Below are 23,541 nucleotides of genomic sequence, written 5' to 3'. Positions count from 1 at the left end.
GTCTCACAAATGTGTTCGTCGATACCGTATTTTCATGTCCAGAGAGAGCACGCTAGAGTCTTGACCGTCCAGCCAGGATATATTTTTATGTCGACGACTCAGTCTGTTGATCCCCCCGCTGAGGCAGCTGCGGTTGCAGAACAATATTATCGGCGCTCCCGCGCACTGACGTATCTTGTTGGTATCATTGTCGTTGGATCTATTACTCTGAGCTTCTTTCTACTCCCATTTTTGCAATGGCTCTTATCTGCAATTATCATTTTTCTCGGTTTTCGGTTCCCGCTGTTTGTCACAGGCGGTCAAACCAAACTTACAACGGACAAACCCCCTGAAACAGTACGCGCAGAGTTTGAAAGTTCAACACCACCAGTTCTGCCATTCTACTGGGGGCTAGCTAATCAGATTGAGTCGACGGATAGTGGTGGTCGATATGTGATCAAGTATTTGCGAGGGCTGCGGTCACTGGAGATGGCTGTTGAATGTCAGCCAACATCGGACGATGCCGCCGATTTTCGATTGGTGGTTACTGCAGGCGATTCGGCATGGGGTAGTTATCAAATCACTATAACCGAGACCGACGAATCTGACAGTTCGACACGGACTACTATCGACATTGATGTGGAGGCAGATCATCGATTTGGGCTACGCCGTCTACCACAACAACTGATATCAAATAACTATCGACCAACTGCAATTGAAGCGCAAGGATACGACGTCGTTGCCTTCGAATCAGGTATATCAGTACGCTGGTGATACCGCTCCCTGTATTGAGTTTTTCGCTCGTCATTCATCCCATGAGGATAGTATCGAAGATTGCCACGCTCTCGTGGGAGGCTTCTCGTTCGATAATAGTGACAATAACACTGTTCGGATATATGGGTAGCATATCCTGGAGGGTATCCATCCATACTCTACGGGTTCTGATCTCTACAAGACGGTGCGAATCAGATTATCAAGTCTGGTTCTTCACTCGCTTGTCTCTTGAGGGGGAAGGTACTGTGAGAATGATCGAATCTGAATAAGATTCAAATAATATGATCTGTAATTTGCGTTATCCAATGATTGGGCAAGATATGAAGCGTGAGTCACCCAATAAACTCAGGAACTACTAGGATAATGCCACCAAGGATAATTACCAGCGCGGTGTAAATACGTATTTTCTAATCAGTTCTTCTTTTGATTTATTATCTTCGCTCATGCATATAAGTGATAATGCGTAATAAAAAGATCTCGGCACGATTTGCTGTCTTAGAATTTCTATAACGCAATAGATACTAATCAAATCGGTCTATCGACCATATCGAATAAGCCGATATTGTGATTCACTCAGTGGTATCTTGATCAAGATTACGCGCGATACTATGAAGTGACGCATTCGGACGAGATGGAACAGAGTACACAACACGGTCACCCGGCGACCGCAAGCCATAGCAGAATCCTGCATCAAGCACATCGACTTCAACTGCATCACCAATCTGGAGATCATGCTTCTCACACCACCCCTCAAGCAGATTTTCTCCCTCACCGGGCGCCTGAGCGACTCGCGAGTTCTTAAACGCACCGCGAATTACCTGCTCATCGGCAGCGGTGATACTAATACGAGCGTGCGTCTGTTGCTCATCAAGCAGAAGCCGTATGACCTCATCCTCTGTGAGCGTGATCTCAGTTGGGAGTTGCAAACACGGACGTCGGATTCGCCCACTCCGAATAAGCGATGCTCGATATGACTGGACCTGGTCATGATCACTTGGAAGACGACCCGCCACAGTAACTACTCGGCGTCAGCTATATCATCGTCATTATCTTCCTCACTTTCTGCGTCGGTGTCAGTCGCTTCATCTGCATCCACATCCGAATCTCCATCATCATCTGCATCCACATCCGAATCTCCATCATCATCTGCATCCTCGGGCTCTTCCTCACCGAGTAATACAGCGATCGGTGTCTCCCCAACAACAGCTGCATTGACTTGTGCTGTCTCATCAGAGACTTGACGACCGCGTACAGTGATGCGTTTCCGCTCACCATCACGGGTTGGTTCATATCCGACGCCACCCTCAAGAAGCAGTTCTTTGAGATCAGATCCGGACACATCCTCACGCATTGGACGACCGGCATCATCTGAGCCACCAGTCAATTCAAGTGTTGCTCCATCAAGTCCAACTGCGTTCCCATCGACCTCATTGCCAAGATTGCGACCGAGGAACCGATTTGCATCTTGTTCGTCGACCTCGAACTGTCGAGTATGACCTGTCTCATCCGAGACGACGACTTTGAATTCAGCCATATTCGTGACCAAGCGACCAGTAATAAAAAGAACGTCGAAAGGGCTGCATGCGGTCTTGAACAGTGATTAACCTGAACCTGTATTGACATCCTCCTCGGTGTGAACGCGGAGGAATCCTGAGCGTGAGCGTGAGCATGAGTGGTGGAGATTGCAGGGTTGCAGTCCCACCAAGCATCCAGACAGTGAGAATCCACCGGGATGCTCGTGACCTCAGGTGGGTTTAGACTACTGGGGGTGCCGCATCTCAGTCCTTGGTGTTCTCCTCGAATCTGTATACCTCAGGTCAGCTACCCACTCGGGTCAAAACCACATTGTGGGAGGAAGCCCACGACTTCAGTCATGATTCTGTTATCAAAGGATGATGAAGATATCACAAGAATTGATACAACCGATTGAATCGACTCACATTACTGTCCAATTACATCAAAACACCGTAAGAGCCGGTGAAACTGCCTCAAGGGAATCCCCCCATGCTACTCGTCCTCGTCTTGTATCGAGTATAACAAACCGTTCTGTAAATTAATTATTCATCGTATTACCAACCACTACTGCGTGGTCAACTCTCGATTGGGATTTCTTTTCCAGCTGTTAACTCATCTTCAATCGGGAGTGTGATCTCGAGTACGCCGTTGCGGTATGACGCTTCAATACTATCATCGATGACGTCCTTCGGCATTCGGAACGTTCGGTGTGTCTGCTGCTTACGACCACGTTCATCATCAACGTGTTCAGCAGAGACATTCAGACGACCATCATACCATCGCAATGAAATCTCCTCGGGTTCATACCCGGGAAGATCGATGCTGAGGACAAATCGGTCGTCCTCTTCATACAGTTCATAGCTACTTTCAGTTCCATTGGCGCGATTCGTCTGAGAACCGAAAAGTCGATTTGGCAGATCAAGACCACTTGTCCATGTTGTTGGCATGTTTTGGACCATTGATCTCACCTCCAAGTGCACTTATTTATATGACATTGAGAAATAAAAATATTGCTCGATATAATGCGACACTATAGCATTAATTACAAGATTATACATATATTAATGTACTATCTTTCGGTCTAATTAGATTATATATTACTTTACATCTAGCTTAGGTGATGATCAGGGCGTATGATATGACAGCAGTGTTCAGGCGGTTTTTATTCTTTCATAGCGTCACAGGAATATGGATAAACGTGAGTCATTTCTCCGTGGTGATCGTCATGAGGATGTTGTCTTATTTCTCGCCGATGGCACGCTTGATGCAGACACTCTTTCTCATCTGACCAACCCAGTCGATAACGGAGATATACTCATAATCAATGGTGAGGACGGGCGACAAGCGTTTGAAGCAGCGACCGGAATCGAAGCGATGTCATTCGCACAGACGGCAATGGAAACACGCGGTCATATTACTCGTAAGCTGACGGGTGGTGAGTGTCCAAAGCGAACCGTGGACGCCGATACGCACGAGACTGAATTCATATTTGCGTTCTCAGAACCACAGAACGATGCTGTTGGTGGGCTTTATGCGCGTGGTGACGTTGTGCATGCGTACGCTCATTGTACGTGTGGCTGCAATTATGCTGATAAATGGGTTATTGGGTCAGAAACTGAAACCGGTGTTCAACCTGGTGAAGACGTTTCAGTTGAGAGTTTAACCGAAGACAACTAACGCTGTTATACAGATAATCAGTATGTTATATACTCAACACCGGATTGTATCGGATGATCGTATATGTATGTATATGTGTACATGTGTATATATATATTTTAGACAGTGATACGAACAGGACAACAGAGAAGCTGAAAGTCGGTTTTAGCTTGAGTTGGGGTCAGTCTCAAGCGATGCAGCGACTTCCTCGAACGCTTGCAAAATAATATGCTTCGCTGGTGACCCTTCTGTTGTCCAATGATGTGCATAATCAAGCATATCATCATAAATATCTGGCTTACACCCTGCTGCACGGGGATGACCCCCACCGTTGAGTCGTCCAGCAACTTCATGTGCACGTTCAAACGTCTCGGATCCACGAATGCTCGCGCTGCCAGCAGGTTTCACCACAACAGCTGCATCAGCACCCTGTGAGCGCAATGTTTCCGCAACCTCGTTCTGTGAACAGCGACCGTAGGTGATTCCAACTGTCCACGGACCAACAGTCGTAAGTTCTGCACGATCAACGGCAGCATCAATGAGTGCATTTTTTTCAACGCGACGGAGTTCAAGATATCTTGATGCGAGGGTTGGAAGATCAGCACCGTATGTTCCGACAACCGTTGCATACTCCTCCGGAGGAGCCCAGTAGGCATAATCAGCGAGGTCATCACTTCGGGCATCTTCTTTTATCCACAGATCATGATCCCGGGTGACAGTTGCCAGTTCACTCCATTGCGATTCGAACTCATATGGAAGTGATCGAAGGGCAACATCAGTTGAGCATTCTTCATCGGATGCACCAATCACCAACTCGACACCACAGTCACGAACCGCATCGGCTGTAGAAGAATCCCATTGATGATGATCATACCATGCAACCGTTTCAGCACGGTCAGCAACCGCAGTAAGTTCTGTTTCGATCCAATTGAACTCATCAGGGCAAAGATCACAGATATAGACATCAACGCCAACTGGCGCTTCCATTGCAACAGTTGATAGTGCATCATCAATTGAGTATGGACTCGCTGTAATGAGTGCAACAGCCGATTCAGGAGATGAAGTGGATACTATATTTTCGTCTTCATCCTTATTGTTATGTTCATTCTCAACTTCTACCTCCGTCTCTGTTTCTTGTGATATTTTTGTGAATTCAGAAGAAGGGTCGTCGGTAGATGCGTCTGTTGTCTCATCGGTGGTATGTGTGGAATCAGTCCCACGTTCCCACCGAGTGACACGATTTGCAACGACTGGTTCAAACGCATCCCACGCAATCGTCGCATCATACATCTCACGAAGTAATGCAACGCAGCCAAGTCCATCAGCATCAGCGTCTGCAATAACGACTACATCCGCATTTGCGACTGCCTCGTGTGTGTCTTCATCGTCATCATCGACCGAATCCGGATAAAAAAATCCAGCCCCTGGGAGTCGAGATTTCCGCGAAAGTGAGAGATGTGCGCTATTAATGAGTTCGTCGTCCATAATTATTGAATCAACAACTACACTATGTGATTGATACTCAAGACAGTAACTGTCTTGATGTCAGTATTGTTGAGCGATACGGACGATTCAGTGGATAAATAAATCAATTGCTCGAATCTGGAGCGGGAAAGATATTGAAACGCAAGTTCGATATTGAAACGCACTTCGTATCACCTACCCAGTTCACTATCAACAAGCGTGTACGTTCGCTACCGATATGCGCGCTGTGGCGATAGATGGAGTATTTACCGAAGGATTCTCGGCACTCATTCCTGAGAGAACGTCACATTCGCTCTGGAGTTCCACTCAATCGTTCATCAGTCTCATCAGCAGCGAGTTGACGAACAGTCAACACAGGGAGTGGGGCCGTTCGGACGAGTTTTTCTGCAACAGATCCAATGAGAAATCGATTTTCACCATGTCGACCACGAGTACCCATTGCGATGACATCAGCATCGATATCACGTGCGTATGCTTCGATTTTATCTGATGGATTTCCATGTTTAATTGCTGTGATAACCTCGTGATTGGCTCGTCCTGCCACGGTATTGACCGCTTTTTCTCCATGTTCATAAAGCGTCATTTGATCATTATCCGAGTCGCTCAGTGGTTTATTGCTATCAGTATTATTCTCATCAACGACATATAAACAGTGAACCGTTGCATCAAACCGCGAAGCAATATCTAACCCAGTATCAACCGCTCGACGAACGCTTTCAGAGCCGTCGGTAGCGATGACGATCGTCTCAAACATAGATAGGTATATCATATTAATTCGTATAAATCCAGTCAACTTTGTGTGGAGATAATGTTCAAGCGATTACAATGAGATTGAGCAAACAGAATGTGAATTGCCGACAGCAGATGGAAAAGCCCGATACTGTATCGAAATGTGGACACGAATCACAGACAGATATGTGAGGATTTTTGCTCTCGGGCGGGAGAAATGCCAGCATGACCGAGAATCGACTGCTGTCTGTAGACCTCATTCTCGCTCCTATCGACGCTAACGAGGAGTCTCTTGACGCCGTCGAGTATGCAAGCGTCATTGCCGCGAAGTACGATGCATCCGTCCATGTTGTCCACGTGCTTGATGAGGATATCGTGCAGGCAATCGAAACTGGAACTGTCGATAAGTCAGCAGTCGCGACTGATGGACAGACAATTACTGAATCTGCAGAGACAATCGCAGCCAAGTACGATATTGCCGTTTCAACGTCTGTTGTCTATGGATTCTCGACTCAAATAAAGACAACACATCCTGGTCGGGTCGTCCTCGACACAGCAGAAGATCTAAACGCAGATTTCCTTGTGGTCCCGCGAGAGCCACTCTCTGGTGATCCCGGTGAAGTACTCTCAAGAGCAGCAGAATACGTATTATTATATGCAAGTCAACCTGTGCTCTCGGTATGACCCCAGATCTTGACCGTGACAATCATAGTAACAATCATTTATTGAAAATAAGCTGCTAATCATGATGCTAATAAAAAGAAGAGTCCTGAGTTAATATGTCTCAGCGTTATCAAGATTGATTCCCATCTGCAGTTCAAAACTTTCTGAATCGCTCACTTCGAATCCAACCTTCTCATATAAGCCAACCGCAGCGTTATTCCATCGCTCTACGGTAAGCCACACTTGCGTGATGTCTGAGGTGATTCCATGACCAAGCAATGCTTCAATAAGATGCGTACCAATGCCCGCTTGTTGATATACCTGAAGGACGAAAATCGCCAACTCATATGATTCGTCATCAGGCACAAGTGTCGCGTGACCAGCAACAGCCAAACCATCCCATGCAATAACATTCAGACATTCAGATGAAAGGATGTTATCCAGCCATTTCCGAATTCGTTCTTCACGACCTGGTGGAATACCCTGTGCCCGGTCTTTCGAGTCGAAGCCACGATACATTTCAACGAGTGCTTCATATTCGTCTTCACTTCCATCATAGACTCGTATCTCAATATCACGACCGGCACGGTCAGTGAATGTACGTGGAGGAAGTGGGAATGGTCCAGCAGAGTCATCCGGACACGTATGATCAGGGCTCATCTGATGAGTGAAACGGTTATCCGCGAGTTCAATAAAATGAATTCAGCAAGGCTTCCGATCTGAATCTTTCCCATGGGACTTCTTTTGCCGCCCCCAATAACGAGTTTATCGAAATCCTCTGATTCAGCCAACTCAACCAATTGACTACCAGGGTCACCATCAAGATGTTGAACTGTTACATCAATCTCTGAGGACTCAATAATCTCATCAACATCTGATCTGGTTCCTGCTACAGACCGATCGGAATCACGAGTGACGATGCCGACTGTTACATCATCGCCAGCCTCTTTGGCTCGTGTGACCGTTTGCTCAAGCGCGTGAAGGGAAGTATCGGTCCCGTCCACGCCAAGAAGAATCTTCATATCGCGGGTGTCGTTGCCAGGATAGAAAAGTCGTCGGGTGATACCCGTATCGTATCTGATTTAATATGTGGTTATTAACATGAACGCACGCAATAGACAATCGCAGAGTATGCTGCATTACTACAACGGTATTGCCAATATCGATATAAGTATAGTTTATATAGTTGCTGAGTGAGCAATCAAGCAGTTTTTTTTTTATTGGCGACAGAACGATTTTTCCAGTGTCGGCGACTGACCTGGGTATGAACAGTGCTGACGAGAACGACAGTGAAATAGAGGAAGATAATGTCACCCAAGATGAGAACCATGACCGCGGTCATCACGAAGAACAGATGACCGAACGGGATGTCACAACACAGGCTAATCCGACAGATAATGAATCGGATGACCACAATAGCGCCACTACTGTCTCGAACACGCCCAGCGACACTCAAGCGGATATGACAGAGACACAGACGGTACCATCGACTGAAGCGGACGATGAAATGAATGCTAGTGGGCAGTCATCACCACCTGATGTAGCGAAGTATGCACGATTCAAGAAGGTCGATGGAGCACAGTATGACCGGGTTAATAATTTTCTCCGAGATCGAACATATATCACTGCTCGGGAGTGGGCTATTGCCCGACTTTGCTCTGACTTCCGGACAGAGACCGGCGTCGAGATGACAAAGATTGGAACAAACCTACCACAATTAGTTCCCTTCATGACAGACACATATACACCACAAGCGGTCAATCAGGCACGATCATCATTTGAGGAAAAGGTCACAAAAGCCGGTGCAACATTTCTTTATGGAGCGATGTCCGGGTTCTTCACCGCTGATGAGCTTGATAAACTGATGTATGAGGTCACAGAGACGGCTAAATTCTTACTTGAGGTTGAAGGGGTTGACCTTTCAGTTGCTGATGAATTAGAAGCCGAAGACCGAATCTCAACTGTGATGCGAGAAGTACGTGAAGCAAGCGATGACCTTCGGACGACCGAAAATGTCGATGCTGACACTGATGCTGATACTAGCACTGAGAGTGGGTCTCATACTGATTAATGCAAGTCTTTACCGCCGTGATTATCGGTGTCAGTGATGGGAGCCGCTGAACCCCCGTCATTCGACACCGTCGGTGAAACTATTCGAACTAATGACTATCAATCTAAAGAATCAGAGAATATAGAATCAACAGGAGAAATATGAATCTGCATTGAACTCGGTCTGTGGTTCGTTTCGATGTATCCAAGTTTCGACCGAGTGTCAATTTCAAATGATATCTATTCGCTAGTAGTCACGTTCATACCGACTGTTGGTCCAAACGACTCGCCATCATATACCACTGTCCCACGAACCATTGTCAATTCTGGGAAGATCCCGTTCATTCCATCAAAGGGTGTCCATGTGCATTTTGAGTGAAGTATATCACCTTTGATTGTTTGAGTAGCAGTCGGATCGATAAGGATAAGATCAGCATCATAGCCAACAGCGATATGACCCTTATTATTGAGCCCAAATCGGGATGCTGGATTACGGGCGGTGACGTCACGAATACGTTCATAACTAATCTCATCTCGACGGGCGCGTTCGAATAATAACGGAAGCATTGTCTCAACGCCAGGTACCCCACTTGGTGCATCCCACAGCGAGGCTGCTTTTTCATCATAGGTGTGTGGTGCATGATCGGTTGCTATCATGTCTATATCGCCAGCAATGAGTCGGTCCCAAAGCTCTTTTCGACGTGCTTCACTCCGAAGTGGCGGGTTCATACGCCCATATGTTCCAAGTTTGGCTGCATTATCACGAGACAAAAAGAGATGATGTGGTGTTACCTCACATGTGACATTACTTGCTGTTGCCGCATCAACACCTGCTGGGGTGCTTGTATGTGCAATATGGATATCGGCACCAACCTCTGTTGCGATTTCAATGGCTCGCTCAATCGCCTTGATTTCAGCTGTTGCTGAGCGATACTGACTCCAAATGTCAACAGCAGCGTCAGTCCCAGTTCCACCTGACTCATGACCATATATATCTGTATTAAATTGTGCTGCATCTTCAGCATGGATCGTCACCGGAATCTCAGTCTTGGCTGCCCTAATGAGCGCCTGCCGAAAGAGAGTCTTATCAATCCCCATCTTTCCGGTTGAGTCGGCAAGAAAAACCTCGCCAAGCGCGAATAATGGGCATTCAAAGAGAGTGTCTGGGTTCCAATCAGGGGTAACACCACCGTTAATGCCATAATCAACGACTGAATCCGCCGCCAGCGCCGCCTTCGATGTGTATGCAGTTTTTGTCGTTGTCGGGGGATTAGTATTTGGCTGATCAACAACAGTCGTCACACCACCGGCTGCAGCGCTTTGAGATCCCGTCTTCCACGTTTCTTTATGTTCTCCACCGGGTTCACGAAAGTGTACATGAACATCAATTGCTCCTGGAAAAAGGAGCATACCGCGTGCATCAAACACGGTCTCATCTGATGCAGGCGAGATCGAATCCGAGACAGCTGTGATCGTCTCATCAGTAACTCGAACATCGCGGATGCGACCATCTGGAAGTCGTGCTGATTTGAATACGCTTGGCATAATTATCTCTCCCAACGAGAATAGGTATAGCTAACCCTCGCAATTCCTGGTATCATACTTGGAGAATAGAATGCTCTCCTTTCGTCAGTTATGTTTTGAGTATAACGGAACGTAACTAATATGTTTGATTTCAATTCTAACTTTGATGTGTCGAAACCGTCGAAACTCTTGGTATTAGTGAACCACTCTACCTACTTATTTGACTGCAGATCGCTTTGTGAGGACAAGAGAATAGCTTATAGCAATTAATTGTAGTGGTGTGGGGTGACTGAAACTGAATCAAACAAATTTGATATCGGCACGTGAGCAGACCTCTCCGAAAAGCCACTCAGCGTGATCAAGTGCGTATTCATGGTGATTTGGTTCAATCGCACCGATTGCATCCTCAATGAGCACCGGACGATAATCTCGAAGTCCAGCACTGCCAGCAGTGTGAAGCACACAGACATTCGCGAGCGTCCCACAGAAGATGAGATCATCAATACCATGTGCACGAAGCCACCCATCAAGTTCGGTATTATAAAATGCATCGTAGGTATGTTTGATGACAACGTGATCCTGTGAGCGAACCTCAAGTCCATCAACAAGCGCCGTTTCCGAGTCTCCTTCGCGGACGTGCTCACCCCAGCGTTCAAACTCATCATAATAGTGCGCATCATCAAATTGACCTGACGGATGCACGTCGCGCGTATACACAACACGAGCACCTGCATCCTGTGCATCTGTGACAAGAGTACGAACGTCATCAACAACGGCCTCACTGCCTGGAGCATACATGTTCCCAGAGGGATCACAAAAGCCTATTTGCATATCAACAACAACGATGGCGGTCGTATCTGTATCAAATGAATAGTCAGCCATATTTGATATTATGATGCGAGCACAAAGGTACTTTTGCGCGTAGACCTGCTGATAAAATACATATTATCATGTCGCGGCGAATCTCACGTGCCTCTATAGCACTCAGTCTCCTCATTGTCCTCGCAGGGTGTAGTGGGGGTGGGTCGCTTTTTAATCCGAATGTCGGAGAAGATTCATCATCCACCGAGTCAGCCACAGCAGAAGGTATCGGACAGAAAAATGGTACTGGTCCACCAGCAGCCGTTGCGACGCCAGACTCAGACTTCAGTGACCCTGCTGGTGATCCACTTGGGTGGGAAGCGGGCTATTGGTATAATGAATCAATCGAAGTTGACCAGGCAGATGGGCTTACAGATGCGGAAATGAAAGCATATGTTGGACGGGCAATGGCTCGTGTTGAATACCTTCGACAACTGGAGTTCAAATCATCAGTCCCCGTCTCCGTTATCTCACGGTCGGAATACCGCTCGCAAAGAGATGAAAGCACACGATCATCAGAGAATCAAGAATTTCAACAGTGGAATAATCAAGTGTGGGAAGCGCTGTTTGCTGTTGGTGAGTCAGAAAGTACACAGCAAGCGATTGAAGAAACACGAGGCTCGTCTGTTGCTGGCTTTTATGATCCTCGCGATGATGCAATCACAATCGTTACCGACACACCAGATACGCCGACAATTGAAAATACAACACTGATTCATGAACTTGTCCACGCAGTACAGGATCAACAGTATGACCTCACGAAAGATCGATACGCAGCAACAACACAAGATGGACAATTAGCTACTGATGGATTAATTGAGGGGGATGCAAGATACGTCGAATCAGCGTATGGTGATCGCTGTGGAAGCAGTTGGGAGTGCGTTGAGCTCCCAGATGATACCGACGAAGATAGCGGGTCAAGTGGTGGTCCATCGAATCTGGGAATCTTTGTAACGATTTTCCAGCCGTACTCAGACGGTGTTGGATATATCAATCATCTCCGTGAGTCAGGCGGATGGGATGCTGTCAATGATCGATTCAAATCACCGCCAGTCGCGAGTGAGCAAGTTATTCACCGAACCGATGAGACACCACAGCCAATTAGCTACACTGATCGATCATCCGCGAAATGGGAGCGGTTTGAATCAGTCGGACAGGATGGATCTGACACTGTTGGAGAAGCGTCGATATTTGTGATGTTTTGGAATCAAGCACGAACTGTCGGTGCTGAAACGGTCAGACCACAAACGCTCACCCAACCGACCAATCAGTATGATGCGTATAATTATATCGCTGACCCATCGACAGGATGGGAAAATGATCGATTGTTCCCATATCAGACACAAAATGGGGTGTCAACTGAATCTGAATCTGAATATGGATATGTATGGGTGACGACATGGGAAAGTAATGAAGACGCGACAGAATTCCGGAATGCATACCGCTCGATCCTCACCGCTCGTGATGCAACGACGCCACAACGAACGGAATCTGAGAATACTGGATCGACAGCAAAAACAGCAAAAACAACAACATATGTTATACCGGATGGAGCATATGCTGATGCCTTTCGAGTCACGCAAGATGGCACACAAGTTACAATCGTTAATGGACCAGATGTTACGTCTCTGGACAATATCCGAGCACAATCAAAGCCATCACCAGCATAGTCCACTCTAATATATTCATTCTTATCACTGCAATCACGTCATGCTCTTACAATCAACACAACATACGGCTTGAACAGCAATTCATGAGTGCTCTTTTTGGAATATCTATCATATGCATAGCTTCCTGCATTGGAGTCTCCAGTAAATGGCTCTGAATGAAAATTTGCTTCAGAGATAATTTCTGAGCAGATGCGCTTTTCACCATGCCGAGTAAACTCAGTGTCATGGATTTTGATATCATCGACACTGAGGCAATTACTTCTGGGACGGCGACAGATGCATATTTTGAGCGAACAGAAACAACACTCCAGCATGCTGATCGAAATCCAACCATTACCGCCGAGGTAACCGCCGATCAATTTCCAGATGGAAATTTCGAGATGATAGCCGGAGTCAAAAATGCTGTTGCGTTACTCGAGGGGCGCAATGTCGATGTCAACTCACTCCTCCCTGGCCGTCTATTCGATGGTGGACCGGTCTTTCGTATTCAAGGAAAGTATCTTGATTTTGCCCGTCTTGAGACATCGATATTAGGATTTTTATCACATGCATCTGGGGTTGCAACAGCCGCAGCGAATGCCCGGAAAGCTGCTCCATCATCAACTGTCCTCTCATTCGGTGCTCGACATGTGCATCCAACAATTGCAGCGATGGTTGAACGAAGCGCACTCATCGCTGGGGTTGATGGATTCTCACATATGGCTGCAGGCGATGTTCTTGACCGTACAGCCGGAGGAACGATGCCACATGCACTGCTAATTTGCTTTGGACGTGGCGAACAAGAGCAAGCGTGGCAAGCATTTGATGAAGCTGTTCCTGAGGCTGTGCCTCGAATTGCACTGTGCGATACATACTCTGATGAGGCTGATGAGGCGCTTCGAGCGGCGCGGACCCTCGGTGACCGGCTCGATGGTGTGCGGCTTGATACAACAGGATCACGCCGTGGCGATTTCCAACATATTATTCGTGAAGTGCAGTGGACGCTGGATACACATGGATACGAAGATGTCGATATTTTTGTCTCAGGCGGACTCAATCCAAATGATCTACTCAATCTTCGCGATGTCGCAGACGGATTTGGTATTGGTGGATATATTTCAAATGCAGACCCAGTTGACTTTGCGCTTGATATTGTTGCTGTTGATGATGAACCGGTCGCCAAGCGCGGAAAGCTTGCTGGCATTAAATCTGTGTACAGAACATCGGAGGGTGGTCATCATATCGGTCTTCATGATCAACCATCACCCGATGACAGTGAATCCCTTCTCAACCCTGTGATCCGGGATGGCAAAGTGGTTGATCATATCGACTTTGGTATCGATGCCGCAGTCGATCGAGCAACCCAAGACCGTAATCGGTGTGGATATGAAATAAATATAGAATAAAAATAAAAATGAAAATAGTATGACCATGTCGATGTTCTCGGGACATCCTCTTCGACTACATATATTGAGCTTTGTACATGCGAGTGACATTCATACAGAGCTGGGATATCCTCTAGTAGTAGACACAGTGGTCAAGATCTCTAAATGTAAATGACTACTGTGTGTTGGGTGACTCTCTCCCGTCGCCATCTCCGAGCCATCACAACTGACGCTTTTTTACATGAACAAAAGGAATCTCAATTCAATATCTCCTGATTACAATTCTTCAATGCTGCCACCATCAGGACGCTCGCGAAATACCTGCCCCTCAAATAACGTTACCGTAGTAGCCTCATCTTGCCAGGCTAATGGGCTGAGTCCAGCCTTCCGAGAGGCGCGAGTGAAAAACTGCTGCTTGTTCCAATCATTCTCAACAGGGATTGTTGGATACATCCATTCGTGTTTATCATTACGATCAATAACAAGCCCATGAGTGCCAAGTTCAACATCCTCGACAGGAGTGTCGGTTGAGACGTGCTCACAAACAATACAAACGGAAACAACAAGATTTGATAACTCAGGTTGTTCGACTTCTGACCCACAAGAGTCACTTGATGCTGCTTGAATTGCTGCATCAACAATAGCATGACCAAGTTGGTCGCTAGTTCGAGATGAACCAGCACATCCACGAAGTCGACCCCGCCCACGGGTTGACCGAATGCGGACGAATGCCCCTGTCCGAGAATAAAAGGAATCGCGCATACTTCCTGGCTGTTCACGTTGTCCATGAAGAACATATGATTCGACAGATTCACGCGCTAACTCGACCGCTCTTGCCCCATCATCATAGGAAAGGGAAACGGCCTGCGCCTTTGGCATATAACCAGACAGTCTCCCTGATAACTTGAACGCTTCCCTTTACTCGATGATATTGTACGGACCGAACAGTTTATTCAATACGTCGGTCTTAAATTAACTGGCAGAGAGAGCTCAGCTCCCGTGGTCGATACAATGGTGAATGATGTATTGACACATCAACTGCCGTATCGGCAAACGAGGAAAGTCCCCCCACCGTCTGGACAGGTGACCGAGCACAAGCTTGGAGTTGGAGACAGCTGGCACTGGAACAGAAACGATACCACTCAGCCTGACCAATGAGACGTGCGAACCACCCCGTAAGGGACGGCAGTTAACCCGTCGAGGGAGCGGCTATGTGACGTGTCGATAACGGAATAAAACCGCATTAGATGGGTGAGAATGGATGGAACGGCGAATCCTCACCGGTGCAAGTCCACGCCAGAAAGGTAGTCCGGACAGGGCGTGGACGCTTAGCCGAATGCTGAGTTGAACAGAAGGGGGCTTACTCCTCTCAGCCACATTATTCTTCAAGTATAGTACAATATTGTATCAATATGACTTGACATCCTCTCAGACCTGAGGATGCCGGAATCCCACGGCACCGCCCGCTGAGTTGGGATATTAGGGTCCGCGGTTCAGACCTATCCTTGTGGGGAGAAACAGCCCTCACTACGGTCGAACAACTGAATCACTGGCTGTGCCACACAGCCGGTATCTTTATCACTACCGTCCCTGGCGAGATTTGGGAGTACCGTTTGCCGAATGTTCTCCACACCACTCATGTCTGCGTTCGCAATCGTGTCACACTCCTTACACACGAATGATCCACGCCCGACGCGCTGTGGTATCGTCAGTGTAACCACACATCAAATATGACTTCGATGTATTGCGCTCAGACTCTAGCTTTCCGTCGATGCCCTCGGCTCCACCCTGTAGTCCAGAAGTGTCCTGAAACGGTTGACGCCCGCACCCGCGTAACTCTATATTGCCATGGTCGTCACAATTCCAGGCTTCACCGTTCTCGTCATCTTCTTGAATACCACCACGGTCAGCAACGACAAGCGTCTCAACATGTTGTTCGACACATACCTCTACGATCGCTCTCGAGTGTGTGTAAGAACTGTGTTCGACGTCCCCCTTCGTTTTGGATCAAGACGGGTGGCTTCACGGCATAAGGAATCGTCGCGCTTGGCTTTCTTTTTATAACTAGTATTCATCCTCTTCGAGTCCGCCACCAGGATACAACACCGATTCCCCGCTGAAGGAGACGGCAACGAAGTTGCAAATCACAAGGTCAACACCAGTTATCTTATTTCCCGGTAATTCCCGGTCGATAGTGGCACGACAGACAAATTACAGTCGCCATTTGTCGCATTTGTAGACAGCACGAACCTGTTGCTAGTTCGTGATGGTGATGGTGACCTCGAAGGTTCAGAAGGTCCGACTCATCTTCTGAGTTCATAACTGGTCATAAACACTGTCTTGGTGACAGTACCAATTGGCGTGAAATATCGGGTTTTGCCATCGACGGTGGATTGGATGGAGACTACCGGATTTATTCCGTGTGAGTAAAGCTACAGGCATTCTCCTCGAATCACTATAATCTATCAGTAAAAGTGACACAGGATCATATTGTAATTCATATTGTAATTCATATTGAGATATCCAGACACTCAAATGTCTCCCGAGATAAATTAATTTAGAAGGATTTGATTTGGGATGACAGAGACACCATATGATGAACAACCGACGACACACGATCATGATGATAATGCTACTCCATCAGTCACTATGGATGCAGTTGAACAAGCGCTTCGATCGGCATTCGGCGGATCACCGGGTGAACGCCGTGTTGTTGCACGACAAGTTCGCGATCTTGCTGACGCCGGTATTGTTGAAATGGATCGTAATGAAACATTGACTGTCGCAACTGTAATTGATAATCTATCAGATGCCCCGGATGATCTAAGCATTGCCGAGCGATGGAACTGGTGGCTTGGAGCACTTGAAACAGCCTATGGTGGCTATCATGAGTTTCAGGTAACTGCAATCCCAGACGCAGAGTAGTTTAATTTGACAAATCCGCCAATCCTTGCTTAAATCTGTAATAAAATATATTATATATCAACATATGGGTGTATGATGAAGATAACTAGCCTTCATATTAACTACTAATGGGACTCTGGTTTTCTGAGTATAAAATGATATTTCAGTCTGTCAATTTAATTGAAGCCAAGGGCCGGATTTGAACCGGCGATGATCCGCTCTGCAGGCGGACGCGTTAGGCCAGACTCTGCCACCTTGGCACTGCTCACTGCATCGATAATACTGTGTATCTGTGTTTAAGCCTAGCGATAATCGTCGTGTAACTGAGGAGTATTATCCGCGTGGCTCCTCATGAATGACTTATTTGAAGTGAAAAGTATGAAAAGCAAGGCGGCGATGAAGCGCTCCCAGAGGATCTCTCACTCCAGTACGTGCTCCAACGCTTGCAGACTTAACCACTGTGTTCGGGATGGGTACAGGTGTTTCCCTGCCGCTCTGGCCGCCTCAAATCCGAACTTACGGAATCGAACCGTATTGTATTGTATTGTATTGTATTGTATTATCACTGCGATCACTTTCCTATCCTGATCTATTCTAATCCGATCTGATCTGGAATGTGCTGTGACACACTGTGACGTGCTGTCTAAAGTGATCCCAGTCGAACCATCGCTCGGTTATACCGCGTCTCTCTTACCTGATCTGTTTTGTGTATGTGTATGCGTGTGCGTCTCTGCATCCGCATATGTGTCCATGTCCGTATATACGCGTGTAATCCAGTTTCCGCCTGAACCCGCTCACGCAGGTTCCAGTGTAGTATAGTGTCAGTGTCAATCAACCCAATCATCTCTCAATCCTATACTGTCAGTTTCGTCTCTCACTCGTGTGTGAGACGAACCAACTCGATATGAGTGTTGTCTGACTTTCAGTATACGTCTGATATACTCTGATATGATACAGTATATTGTAGTACAGTATAATATAGTATAATATGATTGTGGCTTGGATGGTTAGTGCTCGCGGGCTCAACATCTCGTTGCCTCGATGCGTACACCCCGAGTCTATCTACCTTCTCTTCTAGAAGGATCCTTCATGGTACTTCTTTTTGAGGGAGGTTTCGAGCTTAGATGCATTCAGCTCTTACCCTGTGGTGCGTGGCTGCTCGGCAACTGCCCTGTCGGACAACCGATACACCAGTGGCACCCACTCGTAGTTCCTCTCGTACTATACGAGCGTTCCTCGCAAGTACCTTACACCCCCAATAGATAGCAGCCGACCTGTCTCACGACGGTCTAAACCCAGCTCACGACCTCCTTTAATAGGCGAACAACCTCACCCTTGCCTGCGTCTGCACAGGCAGGATGGAGGGAACCGACATCGAGGTAGCAAGCCACTCGGTCGATATGTGCTCTTGCGAGTGACGACTCTGTTATCCCTAAGGTAGCTTTTCTGTCATCAACGGGTCCCATCTCTGAACCTCGTTGGTTCGCTAGACCACGCTTTCGCGTCAGCGATCCTCGTTGGGAAGATCACTGTCAGGCCTCCGTGTGCTCTTGCGCTCGTCTGTGAGTTTCCGACTCACGTGAGGAGACCTTTGGGCGCGCTCGATATCTTTTCGAGCGCGTACCGCCCCAGTCAAACTGCCCGGCTACCGGTGTTTTCCTCCCGGAGTGAGAGTCACAGTCACTGACGGGTAGTATTTCATGAGTGCCTCGGTGATCCGCTGGCGCGGATACCTGTGTAGTGGCTCCTACCTATGCTGCACATCAGCGACCATGTCTCAGCGACAGCCTGCAGTAAAGCTCTATAGGGTCTTCGCTTCCCCTTGGGGGTCTCCAGACTCCGCACTGGAACGTACAGTTCACCGGGTCCAGCGTTGGGACAGTGACGCTCTCGTTGATCCATTCATGCAAGCCGCTACTGAAGCGGCAAGGTACTACGCTACCTTAAGAGGGTCATAGTTACCCCCGCCGTTAACAGGTCCTTCGTCCTCTTGTACGAGGTGTTCAGATACCTGCACTGGGCAGGATTCAGTGACCGTACGAGTCCTTGCGGATTTGCGGTCACCTATGTTGTTACTAGACAGTCGGAGCGTCCGAGTCACTGCGACCTGCTCGGTCAAGAGCAGGCATCCCTTCTTCCGAAGGTACGGGACTAACTTGCCGAATTCCCTAACGCCGGTTGGTCCCGACGGGCCATGGCTTTCGCTGCCTGAGCACCTGTGTCGGATCTTGGTACGGGCGTCGTGTGTTTGTTTCACGGGCTCTTGGTACCAGTGACTTGCGCGGTCTCATGATTCTCCCGCTTCGTGCCGTTACGGCATCCACGAGATTCCATGATTCGACGGGGCGATGGCCCCGTTCACTGTTTCCGAAAGCGTTCGATAAGACACGACGGCACTGGAATATTAACCAGTTTCCCTGTTTGTCTGAGTCGAATTACGGTCAGACTTAGGACCGGCTAACCCTCGGCTGATTAGCAGTGCCGAGGAACCCTTGCTCGTTAGGCCGTCGGGGGTCACACCCGACTATTGCTGCTACTGTGACCAGGATTATCGTTACTGAGCGGTCCATACGAGCTCTCGCCCGTACTTCCATCCGGTCAGTACGCCAAGCCTACGAAGTTACTTGATAATAAGTATTGCAGGGTCTCGGTGGTGGATTTGAGCCCCGATCATTTTGGGCGCCTCGAACCTCGGCCGGTAAGCTATTACGCTTTTCTTAGAGGGTAGCTGCTTCTAAGCTCACCTCCCGGCTGTTTAGGGCTCGAGACAACCTTCAGTTGCACTTAATCCACACTTGGGGACCTTAACCTTGCTCTGGGTTGTCTCCCTCATGGACCACAGGCTTACCCCGCAGTCCGGATTCCCAGCGTCTATGGCGTCTGCAAGTTTGGAGTTTGACAGCATGGCCGACTCCTCTCGGAGGCGGGACATCCAATCGGTAGCTCTACCTCGCAGACTACCTCGGCTGAGGACATACTTCGATATGTGTCGGCTGGAACCAGCTGTTGCCGAGTTCGATGGGCCTTTCACCCCTACACGTGGGTCACGGGAGGGTATTGTAGGACACCATCCCTAACAGGCTTCCACGCACCTTTCGGCACGCTTCACCTTGCCCGCGCGTAGATCACTCGGTTTCGGGTCGCATCCACGCGACTCCCCGCATGTAAGTACGGTGACCCTGGTCATGAGTATGGGATGTCATGACTGCGGTCATATCGGTTTCCCTGCGTCTTCCTGGGTAGACCAGTTAGACTTGCCGGGTGGATGCACTCCCTGGGTCGTTTTTCAAAACGTACGACGCGACATCGGCTTCCCACTCGTTCTACAGTGAGATTGCTCTCAGGTCGTTGTGAGTGGGACCTTGTATGCCTCGTCGTTCTATCACTGACTGAGTTCAGGCCCTATTGCACCGCCCTGTTCGGGGTGCTTTGCAGCGTTCGCTCACGCTACTTGTTCGCTATCGGTCTCGAGGAGTGTGTAGTCTTCGCAGTTGATGTCTGCGGAATTAACAAGGGATAGCCAACCCTTGCGACTCTGGAGTCAACGCGGGATCGCGTGATGACGATACGGGACTGTCACCCTGTGTCGTACTCCGTTCCAGGAGATTTCTCGGTATCGTGCGGTCCGTGGTTGTTGGTCCGAAACACCACATTTCCTTGCGGATTCGGTTTGGACTGTGTCGTGTTCACTCGCGGTTACTAACGATATCGCGGTTGCTTTCTGTTCCTGCCCCTACTAAGATGTTTCAATTCGGGGCGTTCCCGATTACGAGATACCTCGTAATCGCAATGGGGATTCCCATTCGGAGATCCTGAGTTCTTAGCCTCCGTGCGGCTCCCTCAGGCTTTTCGCAGCTTGGCACGTCCGTCGTCGGCTCTCGAGCCGAGCCATTCACCAGCCAGTACAGTAGCCAGTATAGTATATAGTATAAGTATACAGTGTATAGTATAGTCAGTCTCATCTCGATGATAAGACAATCTAGTATGTTACAGTATAGTATAGCATAATGCAGTCTTGATGACTGACATTATTATTGTCGTTGTGACGTTATGGTTGTGTTGAGTTATGTTGTGTTGTTGACGTCCACGATGGAGCCCGTGTGAACGGGTTCAGTGGGCGTCTGGATTACACGCGTACATACGGTTGTCATGGAACGGTCAGATCTAAGTGGTTATTGACGCGTTCATCGAACCCTTCCCATTCGCGCTTTCACGGAATGGTGCATCAGTTCGGAACACCACGACACTTGTGTTGAATGAAATTTGGATTCACTCAAATGGTCAGTGTCGATGGCTGAAATGGACCCACTGGGATTCGAACCCAGGGCATCCTCCTTGCAAAGGAGGCACTCTCCCGCTGAGCTATGGGCCCTAATTAGCTTTGGTGGTTCTAAGGTGCCTGTCTGTCGTCTATGTTTGTGTTGTCTGTTCTGTTGGAATACACGAACAGAGGTACCGACCACTCGGACGGTGCTGTGGTATATATCGTGGTGTATCGTTTCGTCTGTAATATGTGATTGTAACTGAGTGTGATGTGAGATTCAATCAGTGTACAATCGGATCATAGTCGAATTCGCAGTCGAGATTGCGATCGCGGTTGCGATCGTGGTGGGCTAGATACATCGATCTAGTCCCGTTCGTTAGGAGGTGATCCAGCCGCAGATTCCCCTACGGCTACCTTGTTACGACTTAAGCCCCCTTGCGAAGCCCAGATTCGACTATCAGTGATAGCCTCATCCGGACCTCACTCGGGTGCTTTGACGGGCGGTGTGTGCAAGGAGCAGGGACGTATTCGTCGCCTTCTACTGAAAGGCGGCTACTACCGAATCCAGCTTCATGAGGGCGAGTTTCAGCCCTCAATCCGAACTACGACTAAGTTTCGAGATTAGCGTTCTCTGTCGAGATAGCGACCCATTGTCTTAGCCATTGTAGCCCGCGTGTTGCCCAGCTCATTCGGGGCATACTGACCTACCGTTGCCCGTTCCTTCCTCCAGTTTAACACTGGCAGTCCTCCTAATGTACCCAACCAGTCGAAACTGTTGCTGGCAATTAGGGGTGCGGGTCTCGCTCGTTGCCTGACTTAACAGGACGCCTCACGGTACGAGCTGACGGCGGCCATGCACCTCCTCTCTACAGCGTCGTGATGAGGTCATCAACCTGGTCGTCATCACTGTAGTCGGAGCTGGTGAGATGTCCGGCGTTGAGTCCAATTAAACCGCAGGCTCCTCCGGTTGTAGTGCTCCCCCGCCAATTCCTTTAAGTTTCATCCTTGCAGACGTACTTCCCAGGCGGTTCGCTTCTCGGCTTCCCTACGGCACAACAGAGACACGTAGTCTGTGTCATACCTAGCGAACATTGTTTACGGCCAGGACTACCCGGGTATCTAATCCGGTTGGAGACCCTGGCTTTCGTCCCTCACTGTCGGATCCGTTTTCTCGAAGTGCTTTCGCCATCGGTGGTCCGTGCGGGATTATGGGATTTCACTCCTACCCCGAACGTACCCTTCGAGCCTTCCGGTCCCAAGCTGTGCAGTTTCCGTCGGACGCCCACTCGTTGGGCGAGTGGATTTCCCGACGGACTTGCGCAGCCAGCTACGGACGCTTTAGGCCCAATAAGATCGGCCATCACTCGGGCTGCCGGTATTACCGCGGCGGCTGGCACCGGTCTTGCCCAGCCCTTGTTGGTGTACCACCCTACGGTACACGAAAGCGAGGACGATATGCCCTCGCACTCGGAGTCCCCTTATCGCACGTGCGTGCAGTGTAAAGGTTTCGCGCCTGCTGCGCCCCGTAGGGCCCGGAATCTTGTCTCAGATTCCGTCTCCAGGTTCTTGCTCTCACAACCTGTACTGATTATGGGCACGGTGGGCCGTTACCCCACCGTCTACCTAATCAACCGCAGCCACATCCTACAGCGCCGGGGCATTTTGTGATCTCTGCGATTCAAGCCTGAGATCGGTATGACGGGTTAACCTCAGTTTCCCGAGGGTATCCGTCTCTGTAGGGTAGTTTGGCCACGTGTTACTGAGCTCGGTGCCGCGAGTCTGAACTCGCACGACTAGCATGGCTAAATCGGACTCCGATAGCAATGGCCTCCGGCAGGATCAACCGGAATGGGATTCCTCGTGACTCACATGTATGAGTCATGAGGAGGGTGGCGGGATTCGTGGTAACGAATCACCGATGTGACAGGGATACGTATCCTATGTATTGTATCGTATCATTGTCACGGGGTGAGTGTCAGTCTGAGTCTCATTAGATGCTGTATTAGCAGAGAATCAGAGTGACGATTACACACGAAACGTCACGTCATGATATATTCTGATAGTTGATCAGATATTTCGCATTGCATGGTCCGAGTGGTTCGGA

Annotated in this window: 16 protein-coding genes, 2 tRNA genes, 3 rRNA genes, 1 other RNA gene and 1 pseudogene; 8 read left to right on the top strand and 15 right to left on the bottom strand. The window is 48.5% G+C overall.

Annotated elements, in window-relative coordinates; all coding sequences use genetic code 11:
* Positions 1-87 precede the first annotated feature (87 nt).
* On the top strand, positions 88-753 hold the full coding sequence (locus HQRW_RS00425) for a hypothetical protein (RefSeq protein WP_014555003.1): 666 nt from the start codon (positions 88-90) through the stop codon (positions 751-753).
* A gap of 569 nt (positions 754-1,322) precedes the next feature.
* Here HQRW_RS00425 and HQRW_RS00420 read toward each other — a convergent pair.
* The 3 genes and pseudogenes from HQRW_RS00420 to HQRW_RS00410 form a co-directional block, all read right to left on the bottom strand.
* Positions 1,323-1,766, bottom strand: coding sequence for a DUF7112 family protein (locus HQRW_RS00420; protein ID WP_011570368.1), 444 nt, complete (start codon positions 1,764-1,766; stop codon positions 1,323-1,325).
* A gap of 119 nt (positions 1,767-1,885) precedes the next feature.
* Positions 1,886-2,287, bottom strand: a pseudogene (locus HQRW_RS00415) (30S ribosomal protein S6e); the annotation flags it as partial.
* A 556-nt stretch (positions 2,288-2,843) separates the two neighbouring features.
* Positions 2,844-3,227, bottom strand: coding sequence for an Hsp20/alpha crystallin family protein (locus HQRW_RS00410; protein ID WP_011570366.1), 384 nt, complete (start codon positions 3,225-3,227; stop codon positions 2,844-2,846).
* A gap of 229 nt (positions 3,228-3,456) precedes the next feature.
* Here HQRW_RS00410 and HQRW_RS00405 point away from each other — a divergent pair, with 229 nt between their 5' ends.
* On the top strand, positions 3,457-3,945 hold the full coding sequence (locus HQRW_RS00405; protein WP_014555001.1) for a DUF5807 family protein: 489 nt from the start codon (positions 3,457-3,459) through the stop codon (positions 3,943-3,945).
* 144 nt (positions 3,946-4,089) lie between these two features.
* Here HQRW_RS00405 and HQRW_RS00400 read toward each other — a convergent pair whose 3' ends face one another.
* Complete coding sequence (locus HQRW_RS00400) at positions 4,090-5,409, bottom strand: DHH family phosphoesterase (RefSeq protein ID WP_014555000.1); 1,320 nt, start codon at positions 5,407-5,409, stop codon at positions 4,090-4,092.
* 283 nt (positions 5,410-5,692) lie between these two features.
* On the bottom strand, positions 5,693-6,163 hold the full coding sequence (locus HQRW_RS00395; protein ID WP_011570363.1) for a universal stress protein: 471 nt from the start codon (positions 6,161-6,163) through the stop codon (positions 5,693-5,695).
* Positions 6,164-6,363: 200 nt separating this feature from the next.
* Between HQRW_RS00395 and HQRW_RS00390 the strand changes: the two genes are divergently transcribed.
* Positions 6,364-6,822 (top strand): universal stress protein, encoded by a 459-nt coding sequence (locus HQRW_RS00390; RefSeq protein WP_014554999.1) that lies wholly within the window; start codon positions 6,364-6,366, stop codon positions 6,820-6,822.
* Positions 6,823-6,912: 90 nt separating this feature from the next.
* On the opposite strand, the gene HQRW_RS00385 is transcribed toward HQRW_RS00390, so the two are convergent.
* Positions 6,913-7,461 carry a GNAT family N-acetyltransferase gene (locus HQRW_RS00385; RefSeq protein ID WP_011570361.1) on the bottom strand — a complete coding sequence of 183 codons (549 nt, stop codon included), beginning with the start codon at positions 7,459-7,461 and terminating at the stop codon, positions 6,913-6,915.
* Positions 7,458-7,823 (bottom strand): universal stress protein, encoded by a 366-nt coding sequence (locus HQRW_RS00380; RefSeq protein WP_014554998.1) that lies wholly within the window; start codon positions 7,821-7,823, stop codon positions 7,458-7,460. Before HQRW_RS00380 ends, HQRW_RS00385 begins: the two co-directional genes overlap by 4 nt.
* 242 nt (positions 7,824-8,065) lie before the next feature.
* Between HQRW_RS00380 and HQRW_RS00375 the strand changes: the two genes are divergently transcribed.
* Entirely contained in the window at positions 8,066-8,872 is an 807-nt protein-coding gene (locus tag HQRW_RS00375) for a DUF5806 family protein (protein ID WP_014554997.1), read from the top strand.
* Between the two features lie 218 nt (positions 8,873-9,090).
* Here HQRW_RS00375 and HQRW_RS00370 read toward each other — a convergent pair whose 3' ends face one another.
* A complete protein-coding gene (locus HQRW_RS00370; protein WP_014554996.1) occupies positions 9,091-10,395 on the bottom strand; it encodes a dihydroorotase in 1,305 nt (434 codons plus the stop codon).
* A 279-nt stretch (positions 10,396-10,674) separates the two neighbouring features.
* A complete protein-coding gene (locus HQRW_RS00365) occupies positions 10,675-11,256 on the bottom strand; it encodes a cysteine hydrolase family protein (protein WP_011570357.1) in 582 nt (193 codons plus the stop codon).
* Between the two features lie 68 nt (positions 11,257-11,324).
* On the opposite strand from HQRW_RS00365, the gene HQRW_RS00360 reads away from it, so the two are divergent.
* Positions 11,325-12,905 carry an Hvo_1808 family surface protein gene (locus HQRW_RS00360; RefSeq protein WP_014554995.1) on the top strand — a complete coding sequence of 527 codons (1,581 nt, stop codon included), beginning with the start codon at positions 11,325-11,327 and terminating at the stop codon, positions 12,903-12,905.
* Positions 12,906-13,129: 224 nt separating this feature from the next.
* Positions 13,130-14,290, top strand: a complete 1,161-nt coding sequence (locus HQRW_RS00355; protein WP_014554994.1) for a nicotinate phosphoribosyltransferase — start codon at positions 13,130-13,132, stop codon at positions 14,288-14,290.
* Positions 14,291-14,545: 255 nt separating this feature from the next.
* On the opposite strand, the gene HQRW_RS00350 is transcribed toward HQRW_RS00355, so the two are convergent.
* Positions 14,546-15,148, bottom strand: coding sequence for a TIGR00296 family protein (locus HQRW_RS00350; RefSeq protein WP_014554993.1), 603 nt, complete (start codon positions 15,146-15,148; stop codon positions 14,546-14,548).
* Between the two features lie 99 nt (positions 15,149-15,247).
* On the opposite strand from HQRW_RS00350, the gene rnpB reads away from it, so the two are divergent.
* Positions 15,248-15,644, top strand: an RNA gene (gene rnpB, locus HQRW_RS14215) — RNase P RNA component.
* Positions 15,645-16,846: 1,202 nt separating this feature from the next.
* The gene (locus HQRW_RS00340; RefSeq protein WP_014554992.1) at positions 16,847-17,194 is read left to right on the top strand and encodes a hypothetical protein; all 348 of its coding nucleotides are present in this window, start codon (positions 16,847-16,849) and stop codon (positions 17,192-17,194) included.
* A gap of 163 nt (positions 17,195-17,357) precedes the next feature.
* Here HQRW_RS00340 and HQRW_RS00335 read toward each other — a convergent pair.
* From HQRW_RS00335 to HQRW_RS00315, 5 genes are all read right to left on the bottom strand, one after another.
* Positions 17,358-17,433: transfer RNA gene (locus HQRW_RS00335), tRNA-Cys, on the bottom strand.
* Between the two features lie 125 nt (positions 17,434-17,558).
* Positions 17,559-17,680 (bottom strand): 5S ribosomal RNA (rrf, locus tag HQRW_RS00330).
* A gap of 482 nt (positions 17,681-18,162) precedes the next feature.
* Positions 18,163-21,093: ribosomal RNA gene (locus HQRW_RS00325) — 23S ribosomal RNA — on the bottom strand.
* A gap of 380 nt (positions 21,094-21,473) precedes the next feature.
* Positions 21,474-21,545 (bottom strand) — tRNA-Ala (locus HQRW_RS00320).
* Positions 21,546-21,815: 270 nt separating this feature from the next.
* Positions 21,816-23,287 (bottom strand): 16S ribosomal RNA (locus tag HQRW_RS00315).
* The 16S, 23S and 5S rRNA genes sit together here with 2 tRNA genes alongside, the layout of an rRNA operon.
* Positions 23,288-23,541: the final 254 nt, after the last annotated feature.

Source organism: Haloquadratum walsbyi C23 (assembly GCF_000237865.1).
Taxonomy (GTDB): domain Archaea; phylum Halobacteriota; class Halobacteria; order Halobacteriales; family Haloferacaceae; genus Haloquadratum; species Haloquadratum walsbyi.
This window is presented reverse-complemented; position numbering and strand designations above follow the sequence as displayed.